12 protein-coding genes are annotated in these 16,225 nt (G+C 71.9%); 11 read left to right on the forward strand and 1 reads right to left on the reverse strand.

Annotation, left to right across the window (positions count from 1 at the left end; genetic code table 11):
* Positions 1-11: 11 nt before the first annotated feature.
* From N4G63_RS11085 to N4G63_RS11110, 6 genes are read left to right on the forward strand one after another with little or no spacing between them, the layout of a single operon-like run.
* Positions 12-869: an SRPBCC family protein gene (locus N4G63_RS11085; RefSeq protein ID WP_260788477.1), complete on the forward strand. Its 858-nt coding sequence runs from the start codon at positions 12-14 to the stop codon at positions 867-869.
* Positions 870-874: 5 nt separating this feature from the next.
* Positions 875-1,801, forward strand: coding sequence for an AAA family ATPase (locus N4G63_RS11090; RefSeq protein WP_260788478.1), 927 nt, complete (start codon positions 875-877; stop codon positions 1,799-1,801).
* 48 nt (positions 1,802-1,849) lie between these two features.
* Entirely contained in the window at positions 1,850-3,058 is a 1,209-nt protein-coding gene (locus tag N4G63_RS11095) for a VWA domain-containing protein (protein WP_260788479.1), read from the forward strand.
* A gap of 12 nt (positions 3,059-3,070) precedes the next feature.
* Positions 3,071-3,973: an XdhC family protein gene (locus N4G63_RS11100; protein ID WP_260788480.1), complete on the forward strand. Its 903-nt coding sequence runs from the start codon at positions 3,071-3,073 to the stop codon at positions 3,971-3,973.
* 2 nt (positions 3,974-3,975) lie between these two features.
* A complete protein-coding gene (locus tag N4G63_RS11105) occupies positions 3,976-4,686 on the forward strand; it encodes a nucleotidyltransferase family protein (protein WP_260788481.1) in 711 nt (236 codons plus the stop codon).
* A 24-nt stretch (positions 4,687-4,710) separates the two neighbouring features.
* Positions 4,711-6,096, forward strand: a complete 1,386-nt coding sequence (locus N4G63_RS11110) for a hypothetical protein (protein WP_314599675.1) — start codon at positions 4,711-4,713, stop codon at positions 6,094-6,096.
* Between the two features lie 152 nt (positions 6,097-6,248).
* Here the strand turns inward: N4G63_RS11110 and N4G63_RS11115 are convergent, their stop codons facing one another.
* Entirely contained in the window at positions 6,249-7,451 is a 1,203-nt protein-coding gene (locus N4G63_RS11115) for an ammonium transporter (protein WP_260788483.1), read from the reverse strand.
* A gap of 279 nt (positions 7,452-7,730) precedes the next feature.
* On the opposite strand from N4G63_RS11115, the gene N4G63_RS11120 reads away from it, so the two are divergent.
* From N4G63_RS11120 to N4G63_RS11140, 5 genes are all read left to right on the forward strand, one after another.
* On the forward strand, positions 7,731-8,429 hold the full coding sequence (locus N4G63_RS11120; protein ID WP_314599676.1) for a hypothetical protein: 699 nt from the start codon (positions 7,731-7,733) through the stop codon (positions 8,427-8,429).
* Positions 8,430-8,450: 21 nt separating this feature from the next.
* A complete protein-coding gene (locus N4G63_RS11125; RefSeq protein ID WP_314599677.1) occupies positions 8,451-12,242 on the forward strand; it encodes a hypothetical protein in 3,792 nt (1,263 codons plus the stop codon).
* Positions 12,243-12,291: 49 nt separating this feature from the next.
* A complete protein-coding gene (locus N4G63_RS11130) occupies positions 12,292-13,431 on the forward strand; it encodes a DNA alkylation repair protein (protein ID WP_260788487.1) in 1,140 nt (379 codons plus the stop codon).
* Between the two features lie 138 nt (positions 13,432-13,569).
* On the forward strand, positions 13,570-14,547 hold the full coding sequence (locus tag N4G63_RS11135) for an NAD(P)H-dependent flavin oxidoreductase (RefSeq protein ID WP_260788488.1): 978 nt from the start codon (positions 13,570-13,572) through the stop codon (positions 14,545-14,547).
* A 39-nt stretch (positions 14,548-14,586) separates the two neighbouring features.
* The gene (locus tag N4G63_RS11140; protein WP_260788489.1) at positions 14,587-16,197 is read left to right on the forward strand and encodes an AMP-binding protein; all 1,611 of its coding nucleotides are present in this window, start codon (positions 14,587-14,589) and stop codon (positions 16,195-16,197) included.
* Positions 16,198-16,225 lie beyond the last annotated feature (28 nt).

Genomic DNA, 16,225 nt, shown 5'->3' on the forward strand with positions numbered 1-16,225 from the left:
ACCATCGAACCATGGAAGTCACGCTCGACAAGCGCTACCCCATCGCGGCCGGCCCGGCCCAGGCCTGGACCGTGCTGCGCGACGTGCGCGCCGTGGCCGGCTGCATGCCCGGCGCGGCCATCACCGAACAGCTGGACGGCACGCACTACAAGGGCCATGTCAAGGTCAAGGTGGGCCCGGCCACAGCGGCCTTTGCCGGCGACATCGAGGTGCTCTCGCTCGACGAAAGCACCCAGCGTCTGAACCTGCTGGGCAAGGGCGCCGACCGCAGCGGCAGCACCGCGGCCATGGACCTGGTGGCCACCGTGGAGCCGGGCGACACACCCGGCACCAGCGTGCTGGTGGGCCAGGCCAAGGTGACGGTGAACGGCAAGTTCGCGCAGTTCGGCGGCCGCATGATGGTGCAGGTGTCGGACATGATCCTGCAGCAGTTCGCCGACAACTTCAGTGCCACGGCAGCGGCGCAGCCGGTGCCCCAGGCCGAAGTTACGGCGGCGCAGCCGGTGCCCCAGGCCGATGTCACAGCGGCGCAGCCGGTGCCCCAGGCCGAGGTTGCAGCGGCGCAGCCGGTGCCTCAGGCCGAGGCCGCTGCGGCGCAGCCGGTGCCTCAGGCCGAGGCCGCTGCGGCGCAGCCGGCCGCCGCCGCCGTGATGGAGGAAGTGCCCGCCCCCGTCGTGCACGCCGCGGCGCCGGCGGCCACCGTCAACGCCGCCACGGGCGGCGCCGCTGGCGCAGTGCCCGCGCCGCCGGCACCGCGCCCGGTGGCACCGGTGGTGGTCACCGCCGCGGCCAAGGAGCTCAACGCCCTGGCCATCGTGTGGATGCTGGTGAAGAACTGGTTCGCCGGCCTGTTTGGCAAGCGCGCCTGACCGCGATGGACGCCGCTGCGCTGCGCCAGAGCCTGCACCAGGCCGGCTACATCGCCGACGAGCCGCTGGCCACCACGCTGTGGCTGGCCGGTGAGCTGCAGCGCCCGCTGCTGGTGGAGGGCGACGCCGGCGTGGGCAAAACCGCGCTGGCCACCGCGCTGGCACGCTGCCAGGGCCGGCGCCTGGTGCGCCTGCAATGCCACGAGGGGCTTGATCTGTCGCAGGCCGCGTACGAGTGGAACTATGGCCGCCAGCTGCTGGCCATCCAGCTGCACCAGCGCCCGCACGAGGCGCAGCCCGGCGGCCTGCTGCGCGAGACCGACCTGTTTGGCCGCGACTACCTGCTCGAGCGCCCGCTGCTCACCGCCCTGACCAGCGAGCAGCCGGTGGTGCTGCTGATCGACGAGCTTGACCGCGCCGACGAAGCCTTCGAGGCCTTCCTGCTCGAGCTGCTGGCCGACTGGCAGATCACCGTGCCCGAGCTGGGCACGCTGCGCGCGCGCCAGGCGCCGCTGGCCGTGCTCACCAGCAATGGCACGCGCGAGCTGAGCGACGCGCTGCGCCGCCGCTGCCTGTACCACTGGCTCGACTACCCCACGCTGGCGCGCGAGATCGCCATCGTGCGCAGCACCCTGCCCGAGGCCGAGCCGCGCCTGGTGGACGAGGCCGTGGCCTTTGTGCAGCGCCTGCGCCGCGAAGACCTGGCCAAGACCCCCGGCGTGGCCGAGACCCTGGACTGGGTGCGCGCGCTGCACCGCCTGCAGCGCGTGTGCCTGCCCGACGAGGCCGAGGCCCTGCAGGCCACCCTCGGCTGCCTGCTGAAGACCCGCGACGACCGCTTCCAGCTCACGCCCGAGCGGCTGCGCCGCCTGCTCGAAGGCCGCAACCGCGAGCAGACGGGCGAGGGCGTGGCCGCGCGCCACGGCGCCTGAGCCGCCGCCCCCGCAGCACCGCCGGCCCCCTGTTCACCCGCCCCCGCCATGCACGCGCCGGCCCCTGCCCCCCTGCTGCCCGTGCCGCTGCCGCCGGCCGATCCGCTGGGCGGCATTGCCGGCTTTGCCGCCACGCTGCGCGAGCACGGCTTTCGCATCGGCATCGCCGAGCAGCAGGCCCTGGTGCAGGCCGCACTGGCCTTGCCGCTGGCCCGCCACGGCCAGCTCGAGGCTGCCTGGCGCGCCATTGCCTGCCACAACCGGCGCGACTGGCAGCACTGGCCCGAGCTGTTCCAGCGCTACTGGCATCCGCAGCGCCTGCGCGGCAGCACCCGGGTGAGCGGCCTGACCCGGCCCTCGCGCGATCTGCGCCAGGCCGTGCAGCAGCTGCACGACGACATGGCTGCCGCAGCCCAGCCGGCCCGCGACACCGGCGCCAGCGACGCCACGCTCGACGACACCCTGCTGCCCGCCGCCACCGACCCCGGCCGCGCCCACACGCTGGGCGGCGCCAGCCGCACCGATGCGCTGCACGAGCGCCGCTTCTCGCAATGGCTGCCGCAGGATCTGGCGCAGCTGAACGCGCTGGCCGAGCGCATTGCCGAGCGCCTGCGCCAGCGCCTCACCCGGCGCTGGCTGGCGCAGCGCAGCGGCCGCCGGCTCGACCTGCGGCGCACGCTGCGTGCCAGCCTGGCCACCGGCGGCGTGCCGCTGGCACCGGCCTGGCGCCAGCCGCGCCGCGAGCGCCCGCGCCTGTTCATCCTGGTGGACGTGAGCCGCTCGATGGAGATCCACGCGCAGCTGTTCCTGCGCATCGCGCGCGCCTTTGTCACCGCCTCGCAGCCGGGACAGACCCGCGTCTTCGTGTTCCACACCCGCCTGGCCGAGGTCACGCCGCTGCTGCAGCGCGACAGCGCCACGGTGCAGGAGAAGGTCAACGCCGTGGCCTCGGGTTTTGGTGGCGGCACCCGCATCGCCACCAGCGTGGACGACTTCGTGCGCGTGCATGCCCGCGCCCAGCTGGGCCGGCGCGCCCAGGTGTGGCTGCTGAGTGACGGCTTCGACGCCGATGCGCCCCAGGCCCTGGCCGAGGCCTTGGCGCGCGTGCGCGGCCGCGGCGCGCGCACCACCTGGTTCCATCCCTCGCCCGCTGCACCGGCCTCGGCCGCGGTGCAGGGCGCGCGGCCCCACATCGAGCGCTTCATCCGCCTGGCCAGCCTGGCCGATCTGCAGGCCGCCGCGTCCCTGATCCATTAGGAGAACCCCGCCATGTCCACCCATGCCCAGGATCTGCTGGCCACCGCACGCCGGCTTGGCGAGCAGGACGAGCCCTATGCGCTGGTCAGCGTGCTGCGCGTGCTGCCGCCGGCCGCCGCCCGGGCCGGCGACAAGGCCATCGTCACCCGCGCCGGTTTTGTCGATGGCTGGATCGGCGGCGGCTGCGCCCAGCCGGCCGTGCTGCGCACCGTGCAGCAGGCGCTCGACGACGGCCAGGCGCGGCTGCTGCGCGTGGCCCCCGATGGCGAGCTCAAGCCCCTGGACGACGTGCTGCAGTTCGGCATGAGCTGCCCCTCGGGCGGCACGCTGGAGCTGTTTGTCGACCCGGTGCTGCCGCGCGCGCGGCTCACGGTGATCGGCGATTCGCCGGTGGCGCAGGCCCTGGCCGGCCTGGCCCCGCGCGTGGGTTTTGCAGTCAGCGTGGTGGCGCAAGGCGCCGAGGCCAGCGCCTGGCCCGATGCCCAGCAGGTGCTGGCCGCTGATTGCCCGCATGCCACGCCCGGCAAGATCGGCCCCGGCAGCTTTGTGGTGGTGGCCACCCAGGGCAGGCGCGATGTGCAGGGCCTGCGCTGCGCGCTGGCGCTGGGCGGCCGGGGCGTGTGGCTGGTGGCGAGTGCGCGCAAGGCCGGGGTGCTGAAGCAATCGCTGCTGGCCGCGGGGTCGGACGCCGAGGCCGTGTCCGCCATCGTGGCCCCGGCCGGCACGCCGATCGGCGCATGCACGCCCGAGGAGGTGGCCTTGTCGGTGCTGGCCGCGGTGGTGGCGGCGCGACGGCAGGCAAGGGCCGCGCCAGCAGCGAGCGCCGCCGACGTCGCCAGTCAGACCGTGGCCGTGCCCGCACCGGCACCAGAGCGCCCGGTGGCCACCGTCTCGTCGTGCTGCGGGGGGGCCTGAGCATGGGCTGCATCCTCAAGGGCGGCGGCGGCCTGTACAGCCGGCTGGTGGTGGGCGCGGTGCTGCTGGCTGCCGGTGAAGGCGCGCGTTTCGGCCGCCGGCCCAAGAGCCTGCTGCAGCTGGGCGGCGTGCCGCTGATCACGCGCCAGGTGGTGGCGCTGTCAGGCGCGGGCGTGGATGAGCTGGTGGTGGTGCTGGGCCACCATGCCGACGCCATCGAGCCGGCGGTGCAGGCCTTTCCGGTGAGCTTGCTGCGCAACCCGCGGCCCGAGGACGGGCAGGTGTCGTCGCTGCGCGCCGGCCTGGCCGCGCTGTCCGACAAGATCGATGTGGTGGTGGTGGCCCTGGCCGACCAGCCGCTGATCAACGCTGGCGACATCAACGCCGTGGTCGGCGCCTACAAGAAGCGCGCACCGGGCACCGAGGTGGTGGTGCCGCGCGTGGCTGGCGAGCCCGGCAACCCGGTGGCCTTCTCGGCCAGCGTGCGCCAGCAGATCCTGGCCGGCGATGCCAATGTGGGCTGCCGGCAATGGCGCGCCGCCCACCCCGCGGCCGTGCACTGGTTCGACACCGACAACCGCCGCTACCGCGTCGATGTCGACTGCGAGGACGACATCGCCCGCCTGCACGCCGACACCGGGCACCAGCTGCGCTGGCCGCCCGAATGGGCCAGCCCGGCCGTGGCCGGCGCCCCGGCGCAGACACTGGCCTAGCACCACGTTGCAGCGTCCAGTGCGATGCCGAATCGAGCGCTTCAGCCACTGCACCGCGCCAACGCCGCCCTGGCGGCCGGCCGCGTGCTGGCCTGGGCGCTGCTGATCGGCGGCTGGCTGGGCCTGGCTGCGCTGGGCCGGCATGCGATGCCGCTGCACGCGGGCGGCCTGCTGCTGCCGGCGGTGTGGCTGCTGGGCACCGCGGTGGCCATGGCCGCACTGGGCCGGCGGCCGCTGCCGCGCCAGGCCCAGGCCCTGGCGCTGCTGTTGGCCGGCACCGTGGCAATGGTGGCGGCGCAGGCGGCCACGGGCAGCCAGGCCGCGTGGCCCCAGGCGGCGTGCCTGGCTGGCATGGCCATCCTGCCCACCCTGCCTGCGCTACCAGCCCTGACTGCAGCGCCCATCTGGGCCACGACCAGCGTGCTGGCCCTGGCCTGGAGCGCGCTGCTGGCGCTGGCGGCCACCGCCGTGCGCGGGCTGCGCCTGGCCCGCGCCGAGGCCGCCGCGGCCACCCCCCGCCACGCCGGCAGCCGCCCCGCAGCGCCCACGCTGGCGGCGGCCGGCGGTGCGCTGCTGGCCGGCGGGCTGTGGGCCGACGCGGCCGGCGCCGACACCGCCGCCACGCTGGCGCGCATGGCCTGGGCCCTGCCGCTGGCCGGCCTGGCCTTGGCCGGCCTGGCGGGTCTGGCCGGGCAAACGGCCACCGCCTGCCGCAGCGGCCTGTTCGATTGCGCCTGGCCGGTGCCGCACCGGGCCGCACTGCGCCAGCCGCTGCAGTGGGCGCCGCAGGCCGCCGCACTGGCCATGCTGCCGATGATGGCCGCCCTGCCCTGGATGGCCGCCTGGTGCGGCAGCGGCAACGGCAGCCTCGCCGAGCAGGCCGCCAGCACCGCCGCCCAGCACCTGGCCGCCATGCTGTTGCCGGCCCTGCCCTGGCCCCTGCTGCGCAGCCTGCCCGCGGCCCGGCTGCAGCGCGGCGTGGCCGGCCTGCTGGTGCTGGGGGGCCTGGCCCTGGCCTGGCCGGGGCGCCAGGGCCTGGCCGCAGCCGCGGTGCTGCATGGCCTGGCCTGGGGCCTGGCCTGGCGGCTGCGCCTGGCCGGTGACGGTCCGGCCACGGCTACGCCCACGCCCACGCCCACGTCAGTCGGGTTCCGGTCCACGCCGGCCGGGCCCCAGGCCGTGGCATCCGGGGCCCAGGCCGACCATGCGCCATCGGCCGCGCAGGCGCTGGCCTTGTCGGCCCTGGCCCTGCTGGGCTTCGGCCTGGCGCTCGAGGCCTTCGGCCCGCGCACGCTGGTGGCGCTGCACGGCGCCCTGGCCCTGGCCGGCGCGGCCGCGCTGGTCGGCCTGGTGGCGCAGGCGCCCAGCCGGTCGCAGGCGCTGCTGCGCCGCGCCCACGGGCCGCGCTGAACGGCAGCGGCGCCAGCGCCAAAGAAAAAGCGGCCCGCAGGCCGCTTTGTTGACTTCACCAGCGCGTACGCCACCGCGCAAGTCACCGCGTCCGTCCCCGCACACGCCACCGCTCGGCAGCGCCGGCCAGCGGCCTGCGCCTGCCGCGCGGCTTACCAGCTCACTTCGCGGTCGGGCGTGGCGCCGATGCGGTGGATCGACAGGTCGGCGCCTTCGTACTCTTCTTCGGCCGTGAGCCGCAGGCCCACCGCCACCTTCAGCACGCCATACACCACCAGGCCGCCAGCCAGTGCCCAGGCCACACCCATCAGCGTGCCCAGCAGCTGGGCCATGAAGCTCACCCCGCCCAGGCCGCCCAGCGCCGGCAGGCCGAAGATGCCGCAGGCGATGCCGCCCCAGGCGCCGCACAGGCCGTGCAGCGGCCACACGCCCAGCACGTCGTCGATCTTCCACTTGTTCTGGGTCAGGGTGAACATCAGCACAAAGATGGCACCGGCCACGCCGCCCACCACCAGCGCGCCGGCCGGGTGCATCACGTCGGAACCGGCGCACACCGCCACCAGGCCGGCCAGCGGGCCGTTGTAGGCAAAGCCGGGGTCGTTCTTGCCCATCAGCACGGCCACCAGGGTGCCGCCCACCATGGCCATCAGCGAGTTCACGGCCACCAGGCCCGAGATCTTGTCGATGGTCTGCGCGCTCATCACGTTGAAGCCGAACCAACCCACCGCCAGGATCCAGGCCCCCAGTGCCAGAAACGGGATGCTGCTGGGCGGGTGCGCGCTGATGAAGCCGTCCTTGCGGTAGCGGCCGGCGCGCGCGCCCAGCAGCAGCACCGCGGCCAGGCCGATCCAGCCGCCCACGGCATGCACCACCACGCTGCCGGCGAAGTCATGAAACTCGGCACCGGTGCTGGCCTTCAGCCAGGCCTGGACGCCGAAGCGCTGGTTCCACACCACGCCCTCGAACAGCGGGTACACCGCACCCACCAGCACCGCGGTGGCGATCAGCTGCGGGCCGAAGCGCGCGCGCTCGGCAATGCCGCCCGACACGATGGCCGGAATGGCCGCCGCAAAGGTGAGCAGGAAGAAGAACTTCACCAGCTCGTAGCCGTTCTTGGCCGCCAGCGTCTCGGCGCCCACCATGAAGCTGGTGCCATAGGCCACCAGGTAGCCGACAAAGAAGTACGCGATGGTGCTGACCGCAAAGTCGACCAGGATCTTGACCAGCGCGTTCACCTGGTTCTTCTTGCGCACCGTGCCCAGCTCGAGAAAGGCAAAACCGGCGTGCATGGCGAGCACCATGATGGCGCCCAGAAGAATGAACAGGGCATCGCTGCCCTGCTTGATCTGCTCCATGGGGAAGTCTCCAAGACGAGAAACATGCGCCGCCTCGGGGCCTGATGCACCACGGCGGTCTGACGATGCACCACGAGAAGCAATTGGCATGCCTTAGTTGGTGCAGTTTCAGCGCACCAATCCAAGGCACTCAAGTGCATTCGTACTTCTTTGAGGCCTGAAATGCACCTGTATTGTGCATAAACGCTGGTGCGAGGTTCGTCGTCAGGCTTGACGAGGTGTGGCCAGGACATGGCTCATAGACTGGGTTTGCAATCCATGCAGATACGGGGGAACGCCATGTTCACTGCCACGCCCTGCAGATCGGACCGCGGCGGTGCCCTGCCTACACGCGCGCGGCGCTGGCACACGGCAGCCCAGCGCAAGGCAATGACTCGCGTCGTGTCCGGCTTGTTGATCTTGGGGCTGTCCGCCTGCAGCACGGTGCGCGACCGAAATACCGCGTTGGGGCTGGCCGTGGTTGGCGCGGCGCATGCGCCAACCACGGCGATCCATCAGGTCTATTACCTCGGCGTTTTCGATCCCCGCGACCAGGTTCCACCCACCATTTACCGCGTCCGGGTTCGTGGCCAGGCCAGCGCCTTGAACTTCACCCGCTTCGCATCGGGCTGGGTGCGTGCTGAATTGGTCGACTCGCTCACCGCCCGCATCGGACAGGACGGCGACGGCAATGGCAGTGGGCGCCCAGCGGCCACCGTGGAGCCGCTTGAACGCGGCGCCCTGGGCGGGCGCCGGCTGGTGATGTTCGGGCCTGAAGGCTTCCGTGAAGCGCCGCGCGACCACCGCCTGGTGGTGGTGATGGGATCGAGCCCGGAGAAGTTTTTCTCCGCGGTGGATCAGGCACTCGGCGTGGTGGCTCAGGCCACGCAAGGCACCGGAAGCGGGCCTGAGATCGAGCGTGCGCTTTGGCAGGATCTGGCCGCCTCGCGCGACATGCGACAGGGCATGCGCCTGGTGCTCGACGCCGCTGGCCTGTAGTCCCGGCCGGAAGGAATACCCATGAACCGCACCACCTGGCCCGGCACCCTGCTGGGCCTTCTAGCGTCGACGCTGCTGGCGGCGTGCTCGGCCATTCAAATCGACGTTGATGTCTACAAGGGGCCGCTGAGCCACGAGCCCGAGATCCAGATTCAGCAGTTTGCCGCCACGGCCATTGCTGCCAAGCCGCTGCTCAGCTCGCTGCGAACCGATCTGGAAATCGCCTACCGGCACCACACCCTGCATGACCCGCTGACGCCGCAGGAGCAGGAAGATCTGCGCCGAAAGACCTCGTACACGGATGCCGAGCTCTCCGCCCGCCTGGCGCGCTTCGTCAACGGTGCCCTATCGAGCTACGACGATCTGGGCGACCCGGCCGTCCAAGACCTGCGCCAGGCCCACCAGCGGCTGAGCCGTGCCATGCAGCGGCTGGAGATCAACACACAGGACCGCGAGCTGGGCAAGAGCATCAAAGCGGGCCCCGACAACGCCTTTGCCCAAGCCTACCGCCGATTCCTGTGCGGTGATGCCCAACTGTCCTGCGAGGCCGTGCCAAGTGCCAGCGTGACATATCGCGATGAACCCTACATGGTGTATCCGCAGGATCGCAAAGGCCATTGCCCGCCGGCACTGGCCCGCCAGCAGGCCTGCACGGAGGTGGCCCGCTCGAACGCAGGTTTCGACTTGATCGCCAGCCTGGCACCGGTGGCACTGCACAGCCGGCACCTGCATGGCACACAGCAACCCGCTTTCATCCGGCGTGTCAACGAGATTGGCCAGGCCTATGGCGAGGCGCGCACCGCCATGCGCGAGGTGCTGCGGGCCGCAGTGGCCATCCTGCGAACGGCCCACACCGCGCCGCGAACGGCGGCGATCGATGCCGTTTCCAGAACCGCCGTCATTGCCACGCAGCTGCCGTTTCTGGCGGCCTACCTGGAAAGCCGCATCCACCCCGATGTGTCCGATCTGCCGGCTGCAAAGGAGCTGCTACGTCTGTGGCAGCTGAAGCCTGGCAGCCTGGTTGGCGACACGGCGGCACGCGCCCGCGGAGCGCTCAACCCCTACCCACGCATGAGCCGTGACATGCTGGCCCTGAGCCGTCGGCTGCCCCTGCAGATGGCTGAGCTGCTGCAGGCGGTGGACATCCGCTTGCCACAGCTGGGACGGGCCGATCGCGCCCGTCTGGCCCTAACCCCGGCAGTCGACACCAGTTACCGCGACAACCTGCAAGACGACAGTGCGCTGAACTACGGCCTGGCGCGCAGCCTGATCGACAGCACTGAACTGGGCGAAGAGGTCGCCAAGCTCGACGCCGACGTGGGCTCACTGGGCGCCAACGCCAGCGGCTTCGAAACCGCGCGACCGAGCGACGGCATCGACACCCTGACCCAGCGCTACCGCGACGCGCTGGTGCGCGCCAACGGCAAGCCATCCGACCCACAGGTTGATCGCGCCGTGATGCAGTTGCAGGAGTCCTTGCTGTTCTTCGCCGAGCGGGTCTTGCTGGTCACCAACACGCTGACGCAGAGAGTCCTCAAGGACGAGATCTCCGGCCTGGACGACGCCACGCTGGCCAAGTTTGCGGGCCGCATGGCCACCCTGCAAACCCTCGGCAACACTTTGCTGCTGCACGCCAACGACCTGACCCGCCGCCGCCAGCATGAGCTGCAGCAGGGCCTGCGCGGCAGCGGCGAGGCGCTCGCCGCTGCCCAGGTCTACGCGCCGTCGCCGGCCGTGGCCTTCGATGCCTGGCTGCTGAGCATGCAGGCCGACCTCCGGCAGCTGGAACGCAGCCAGAACACCCTGGCCCAAGCCGACAGCGCCGGCAACAGCGCGCTGCAAGCAGTCCGGCAGCAGCTGGAACAGGCTGAGAAAGACCTGCAAGCGCTGCAGGGACCGGCCAAGGCGGCGAGCGATCAGGTCTACGCAACCGAGTCGGTGCTGCGCACCATCGCGCAGCCCAACCGCATCACGCAGGCCCTGCCCGCCCCGTCCGACGCCGCTCTGCTGGCCCAGGAGCGGCGCGACCGGCAACAGGTGCAGCGGCAGTTCGAGGCCTTCGCCCTCAAGACGCCCGAAGTGCTGCTGCAGACCGGCCGCGACAGCGTGGTCGAGGCCTTGGCCCAGGCCGTGCGGTCGCTGGACGATCCCAAGTCAGCCGTTGACCCCATTGCAGCGCGGCGCAAACAGGCCCAAAGCTTCTTCAGCAGTGAACGGGCCAGCACGCTGACGATCGACGAGCGGCCGACGACACCGGCCGGTGTCTACCAAGCCATTCTGAGCACGCTGGAGACCACGCTGGCGGCCCAGCAAAAGGCGGCGATGCAGGCCAAAGTCAGGGCCGACGAGGCAGAGAAGCTGGTCACGCAGTTGCGTACGCAGCGCGACGATCTGCTGACCCAGCAGCAAGCCAGCCAGGCACGGGCCGAAGCGCTGGCAGCGCGGCTGCCGCGGCACGAGCAACTGCGCAGCATTGCCCTGGAACATCGCCAGGCCGTGATCGACAAGGCCAGCCAGCAGGCGGTGCGCGACGCAGCCGGCCTGCACCGCCTGCTGATCGACGAGATCAAGACCAGCGCCGCCAAGGCCAGCGGCGAGACCCAGAAGCAGCTCCAGGAGGCCGTGAATAGCATGTCGCGCCTCACGCCACCGGCGCGTATCACCCTGGATGCCAAGGGCACCAGCAGCAGCACGCCGCGTGAGGTGCTGGACCAGGTGATCGCCGCCCTGCGCCATCAACGCATCGAGGCCACGGCCAGCGGCGAGACCCAGCGCGCCGCCAACCTGGCCCAGGCCATCGAACAAGCCTATGAAGCGCGCCAGGCCAGCACCTTTCTGCGCCCCGCGGCCGACTACCTGAAAAGCGTGTACTCGTCCACCGCGCTGGCCGACGGGCCTGAGTCGCCCTACAAAAACCTGCTCACCGACTACCTTCGCTACGTCAAGCCTGACGCCTGGGACGACCATTCCAACTACCAGCAGATCACCCGCGACGCCAAGGAAAACGCCGAAAAGCTGTTCTGGCAGAACATCAACCGCGTCACAGTCTCGGGCGGTGGCGCCACCAACACCGTGCTGGCCAAAGACGATGTGGGCAACTGGTACCTCAAGTCTTACAGCGCCGATCCGAGTGCCGTGATCCAGTCGGCCCAGTCGCTGGCCCTGTTCGGCATGGGGCGCAAGCTCGACAGCAACCTGCTGCGCCGCGCCGAGTTGCAGCGCCGTGTCGATGACACCACGCTGGGCAGCGGCGAGCGCGAACGCGCTCGCGAAGCGCTCGGCGACATGGGGCCCGACAAGTCGCTGGGTCTGCGCCGCGTGAACGATCGGCTGCGCGAGCAATACCTGCGCGACACCCGCGGCCATGCCGAGCAGTTGGCCGAGCAGTTGTCGGGCCTGCCGGCTCAGCTGACCAAGGCGGCGCAGGCGCATGCCGCCGTGGCCAGTGCCCCGGCCGCACCCGCCAAGCTGCGCGCGCTGGCCGACGAGCACTACACCGTGCACCTGTCCAGCGCCAGAAGCACGCTGCGCGACGCCGCCAGCCTGCCGGCCAGCAAGTCTGACCTGATCCGCCCGCTCAACGACGCCATCGTGGCTTGCCTGCGCGGCCTGCTGAAGTTCCGGCGTGCGCTGGTCGAGACCATTTCCAGCACCAGCCTGGACAGCCAGGACGACGGCGCCAAGGCCGCGCGCACCTTGGTGGTCGAACACGTCGACGGTCTGCTCAAGAACGTGACGGACAAGCAAAACCGCTTGCTCGACCGCTTGGACGACGGGCTGCAGCTGATCGGCGAGGTGCGCAGCCAGCCCTGACTTCGCCGCTGGCGCCGGCGCCGACAGCGCATGCGGTACAAGCCCGCACATGGCCGAACCCTTCAAGAACCTGATCAACCCCGACCGCGTGGCCGAGGCCGGCGCCCACCTGCAGCGCGCCTGGCCCGGTTTTGACGCCGCAGGTTTCCAGGCGCTGGCCTGCCAGGGCCTGGAGGCGCTGGAGATGAAGGCCCGGGCGATGCAGATTGCCGACGCACTGCAAGCCACGCTGCCGGCCGACTTTGGCGCGGCGGCCACGGTGATCGAGGCTGCGCTGGCACCGGTGGTGGAATCACCCGAGGCGCTGCAGGAAGGCTGGGCCGGCACCGCGGCGGCTGGCCTGTCGGGCTGGATCCTGTGGCCGGTGGGCGAGTTCGTGGCCCGCCAGGGGATCGACGAACCGCAGCGCGCGCTGCAGGCGCTGCAGGCCATCACCCAGCGCTTCACCGCCGAGTTTGCGATCCGGCCGTTCATCGTGCGCCATCCGGCGCTGGTGTTCGACACGCTGGCGCAGTGGCTGCATCACCCCAGCGCCCATGTGCGGCGCCTGGTCAGCGAGGGCTCGCGGCCGCGCCTGCCCTGGGGCCTGCGCCTGCAGGCCCTGGTGGCCGACCCCACGCCCACGCTGGCGCTGCTGCGCGCACTGCAGGACGACCCCAGCGAGTACGTGCGCCGCAGCGTGGCCAATCACCTCAACGACATCGCCAAGGACCACCCCGCCCGGGTAGCCGGCTGGCTGGCCGAGCACCTGCCCGGCGCCCCGCCCGAGCGCCGCGCGCTGCTGCGCCACGCCAGCCGCAGCCTGATCAAGGCCGGTGACGCCGCGGTGCTGGCGGCCTGGGGCCAGGCCGAGCCCTTGCGCGGCCGCGCCGCGCTGGCCGTGGCGCCGGCGCGCATCCGCGTGGGCGAGGCGATCACGCTGGGCATCACGCTGGCCAGCACCGCGCCGCGGCCGCAGCACCTGGTGATCGACTACGCGGTGCACCACGCCAAGGCCGATGGCCAGCGCACGGCCAAGGTGTTCAAGGGCTGGGTGATCGACCTGGCACCGGGCGAGCAGCGCCAGCTCGACAAGCGCCACTCGTTTCGGCCGGTGACGGTGCGGCGCTACCACCCGGGCGCGCATGCGGTGGATCTGCGGGTCAACGGCCAGGTGCTGGCGCAGGCGGAGTTTTTGCTGGACGCCTGACACGTTGTGAATGAACCTGCGGCGCGGGCACATGGCGGCCCTGCCCCCGCACCTGGCGCCGATCCGTCGCTTTGGACGATGGCCCGGCCGCAGCGCCCGGCCTAGCATGCAGCGCACCGCCCGACCGGAGCGCCAGCCGTGCCGCCCACCCCCGCCCCTGCCCCCGCGCGCCCTGCCTGGCTGCAGCGCCTGCGCCTGCCGCTGGTGGCCGCGCCGATGCTGCGCGTCTCGGGCGTCGATCTGGTGGCGGCGGCCTGTGCGGCCGGCGTGGTCGGCGCCTTTCCCACCGCCAATGCGCGCAGCACCGCCGAGCTCGACACCTGGCTGGGCACGCTGCGCCGTCGCCTGGCCGGGCAGCCGCAGGCCGCGCCCTGGTGCGCCAACCTGATCATGCGCTCGCCGCGCCTGGCCGACGACCTGGCCTGCCTGCTGCGCCATGGCCCCGAGCTGGTGATCACCAGCGTGGGCTCGCCGGCGCCGGTGCTGCCGGCGCTGCAAGGCATGGGCTGCAGCGTGCTGGCCGATGTGGCCACGCTGGCCCATGCGCACAAGGCCATCAACGCCGGGGTGGACGGCCTGGTGCTGCTGAGCGCCGGGGCCGGCGGCCAGACCGGCTGGCTGAACCCGCTGGCCTTCGTGCGCGCGCTGCGCCGCGAGGGCTATGGCGGCCTGATCGCACTGGCCGGCGGCATCAGCGATGGCGTGGCGCTGCGCGCCGCCTGCGTGCTGGGCGCTGACCTGGGCTATGCCGGCACGCGCTTCATCGCCACGCACGAAAGCCTGGCCGAGCCCGACTACCAGCAGATGCTGGTGGCGGCCAGCGCCGACGACGTGCTGCTCACCCGCGCCTTCACCGGCCTGCCCACCAGCATGCTGGCGCCGTCGATCCGCCGCGCCGGGCTCGACCCCGCGCGCCTGGACGAAACCGTCACGCCCGAGACCGCGGCGCAGATGTTCGGCGGCCGCGCCCACCCGCAAGACCCGCCCGGCGACGCCCCGCGCCGCTGGCGCGACGTGTGGAGTGCGGGCCACAGCGTCTCGGGCGTGCATGCGCTGCCCTCGGTGGCAGACCTGATAGCCGAATTGGCCGCCGAGTACCACGATGCCAGCGCCTGAACCGGCCTGCCCAGACTCTTGACCCCAGGGAGACACGCCATGAAGCCAGCCCTCGTCGGCATTCCGCCCGAAGTCATCATCCACACCGGCCCCACGGTCAGCGCCCTGCTGCAGCGCGCCCTGCACCGCCATGCCGACCGCACCGCCTTCGTGTGGGACGGCGGGCAGATCAGCTACCGCGGCCTGTCCGAGCTGATCGGCCGCATGCAGACCGTCTACTCCGGCGCCGCGCTGCCGCATGCCACGCGCGTGGCCTTGCTGGCCGGCAACCGCATGGAAGCCTGGTGTGCCGGCGCCGCCGCCCAGGCCAGCGCCATGTGCACCACCTGGCTGCACCAGCTCGGCAGCCTGGACGACCACCTGTTCCAGCTGCAGGACTTTGAAGCCGAGGTGCTGGTGGTGGATGCCAAAGCCTTTGGCGAGCGCGCCGCGGCGCTGGTGGCCGGCTGCCCGCAGCTGCAGCAGGTCTACACCCTGGGCCCGGCGGGCGATGTGGCGCGTGGCATCGATCTGCTGGCCGCCGCGCAGCGCGTGGGCCACACCGGCATGCGCGACATCTCGCTGGCCAACGACATCGCCACCATCAACTACACCGGCGGCACCACCGGGCGCAGCAAGGGCGCGGTGCGCGACCAGGCCGGCTGCGCCGCCATGCTGCTGGACGTGATCACCGATTTCGAGCTGCCGGCCTGCCCGCATTACCTGGCCGCCGCGCCCATCACCCATGTGGCCGGCACCCTGGTGCAGCCCACGCTGATGCGCGGCGGCACGGTGCGGCTGATGCAGGGCTTCCACCCCGGCCAGCTGCTGCACACCATCGAGCGCGAGCGCATCAACCTGACGCTGCTGGTGCCCACCATGATCTACATGCTGCTCGACCAGCCCGAGCTGGCCGGCACCGATCTCACCAGCCTCGAATCGCTGATCTACGGCGCCAGCCCGATGTCGCCCACGCGCCTGATGGAGGGGCTGGAGCGCATCGGCCCGAAGTTTGCGCAGCTCTACGGCCAAACCGAGGGCTACCCGATCACCTTCCTGAAGCGCGCCGACCACGATGTCAAGCGCCCCGAGCTGTTTGCCAGCTGCGGCAATGCCACCACGCACAGCACCGTGGCCCTGCTCGACGACCACGACGACCCCGTGGCCCCGGGCGACGTGGGCGAGCTGTGCGTGCGCGGCCCGCAGGTGATGAAGCACTACCTCAACCAGCCCGAGCTCAGCGCCGCCACGCTCAAGCACGGCTGGCTGCACACCGGCGACATGGCGCGCGCCTCGCCCGAGGGCCACTACTTCATCGTCGACCGCAAGAAGGACCTGATCGTCTCGGGCGGCTTCAACGTGTACCCGCGCGATGTCGAGGACGTGCTCTCCAGCCACCCCGCGGTGGCCATGGTGGCGGTGATCGGCGTGCCCGATGCCAAGTGGGGCGAGGCGGTCACGGCCGTGGTGCAGCGCCGCGCCGGCGTGACCCTGCCCGACACCGAGCTGGCCGCGCAGCTGACCGAGCTGGTGCGCCAGAAGAAGGGCAGCGTGATGGTGCCCAAGCAGATCGACTTCGTGGCCGAGATGCCGCGCACCGCGGTGGGCAAGATCGACAAGAAAGTGCTGCGCGCGCCCTACTGGGCCGGGCAGGCGCGGCACGTCAACTGAGCACCCGCCCGGCCCGCATGGAGACCCC

Origin of the sequence: Aquabacterium sp. OR-4, from assembly GCF_025290835.2 — a bacterium.
Classification (GTDB): Bacteria; Pseudomonadota; Gammaproteobacteria; order Burkholderiales; family Burkholderiaceae_C; genus Pseudaquabacterium.

Excerpts from the sequence above, each read along its gene's own strand:
- N4G63_RS11085 (WP_260788477.1), top strand. The coding sequence starts at position 12 with ATGGAAGTCACGCTCGACAAGCGCTACCCCATCGCGGCCGGCCCGGCC.
- N4G63_RS11090 (WP_260788478.1), top strand. The coding sequence starts at position 875 with ATGGACGCCGCTGCGCTGCGCCAGAGCCTGCACCAGGCCGGCTACATC.
- N4G63_RS11095 (WP_260788479.1), top strand. The coding sequence starts at position 1,850 with ATGCACGCGCCGGCCCCTGCCCCCCTGCTGCCCGTGCCGCTGCCGCCG.
- N4G63_RS11100 (WP_260788480.1), top strand. The coding sequence starts at position 3,071 with ATGTCCACCCATGCCCAGGATCTGCTGGCCACCGCACGCCGGCTTGGC.
- N4G63_RS11105 (WP_260788481.1), top strand. The coding sequence starts at position 3,976 with ATGGGCTGCATCCTCAAGGGCGGCGGCGGCCTGTACAGCCGGCTGGTG.
- N4G63_RS11110 (WP_314599675.1), top strand. The coding sequence starts at position 4,711 with ATGCCGAATCGAGCGCTTCAGCCACTGCACCGCGCCAACGCCGCCCTG.
- N4G63_RS11115 (WP_260788483.1), bottom strand. The coding sequence starts at position 7,451 with ATGGAGCAGATCAAGCAGGGCAGCGATGCCCTGTTCATTCTTCTGGGC.
- N4G63_RS11120 (WP_314599676.1), top strand. The coding sequence starts at position 7,731 with ATGTTCACTGCCACGCCCTGCAGATCGGACCGCGGCGGTGCCCTGCCT.
- N4G63_RS11125 (WP_314599677.1), top strand. The coding sequence starts at position 8,451 with ATGAACCGCACCACCTGGCCCGGCACCCTGCTGGGCCTTCTAGCGTCG.
- N4G63_RS11130 (WP_260788487.1), top strand. The coding sequence starts at position 12,292 with ATGGCCGAACCCTTCAAGAACCTGATCAACCCCGACCGCGTGGCCGAG.
- N4G63_RS11140 (WP_260788489.1), top strand. The coding sequence starts at position 14,587 with ATGAAGCCAGCCCTCGTCGGCATTCCGCCCGAAGTCATCATCCACACC.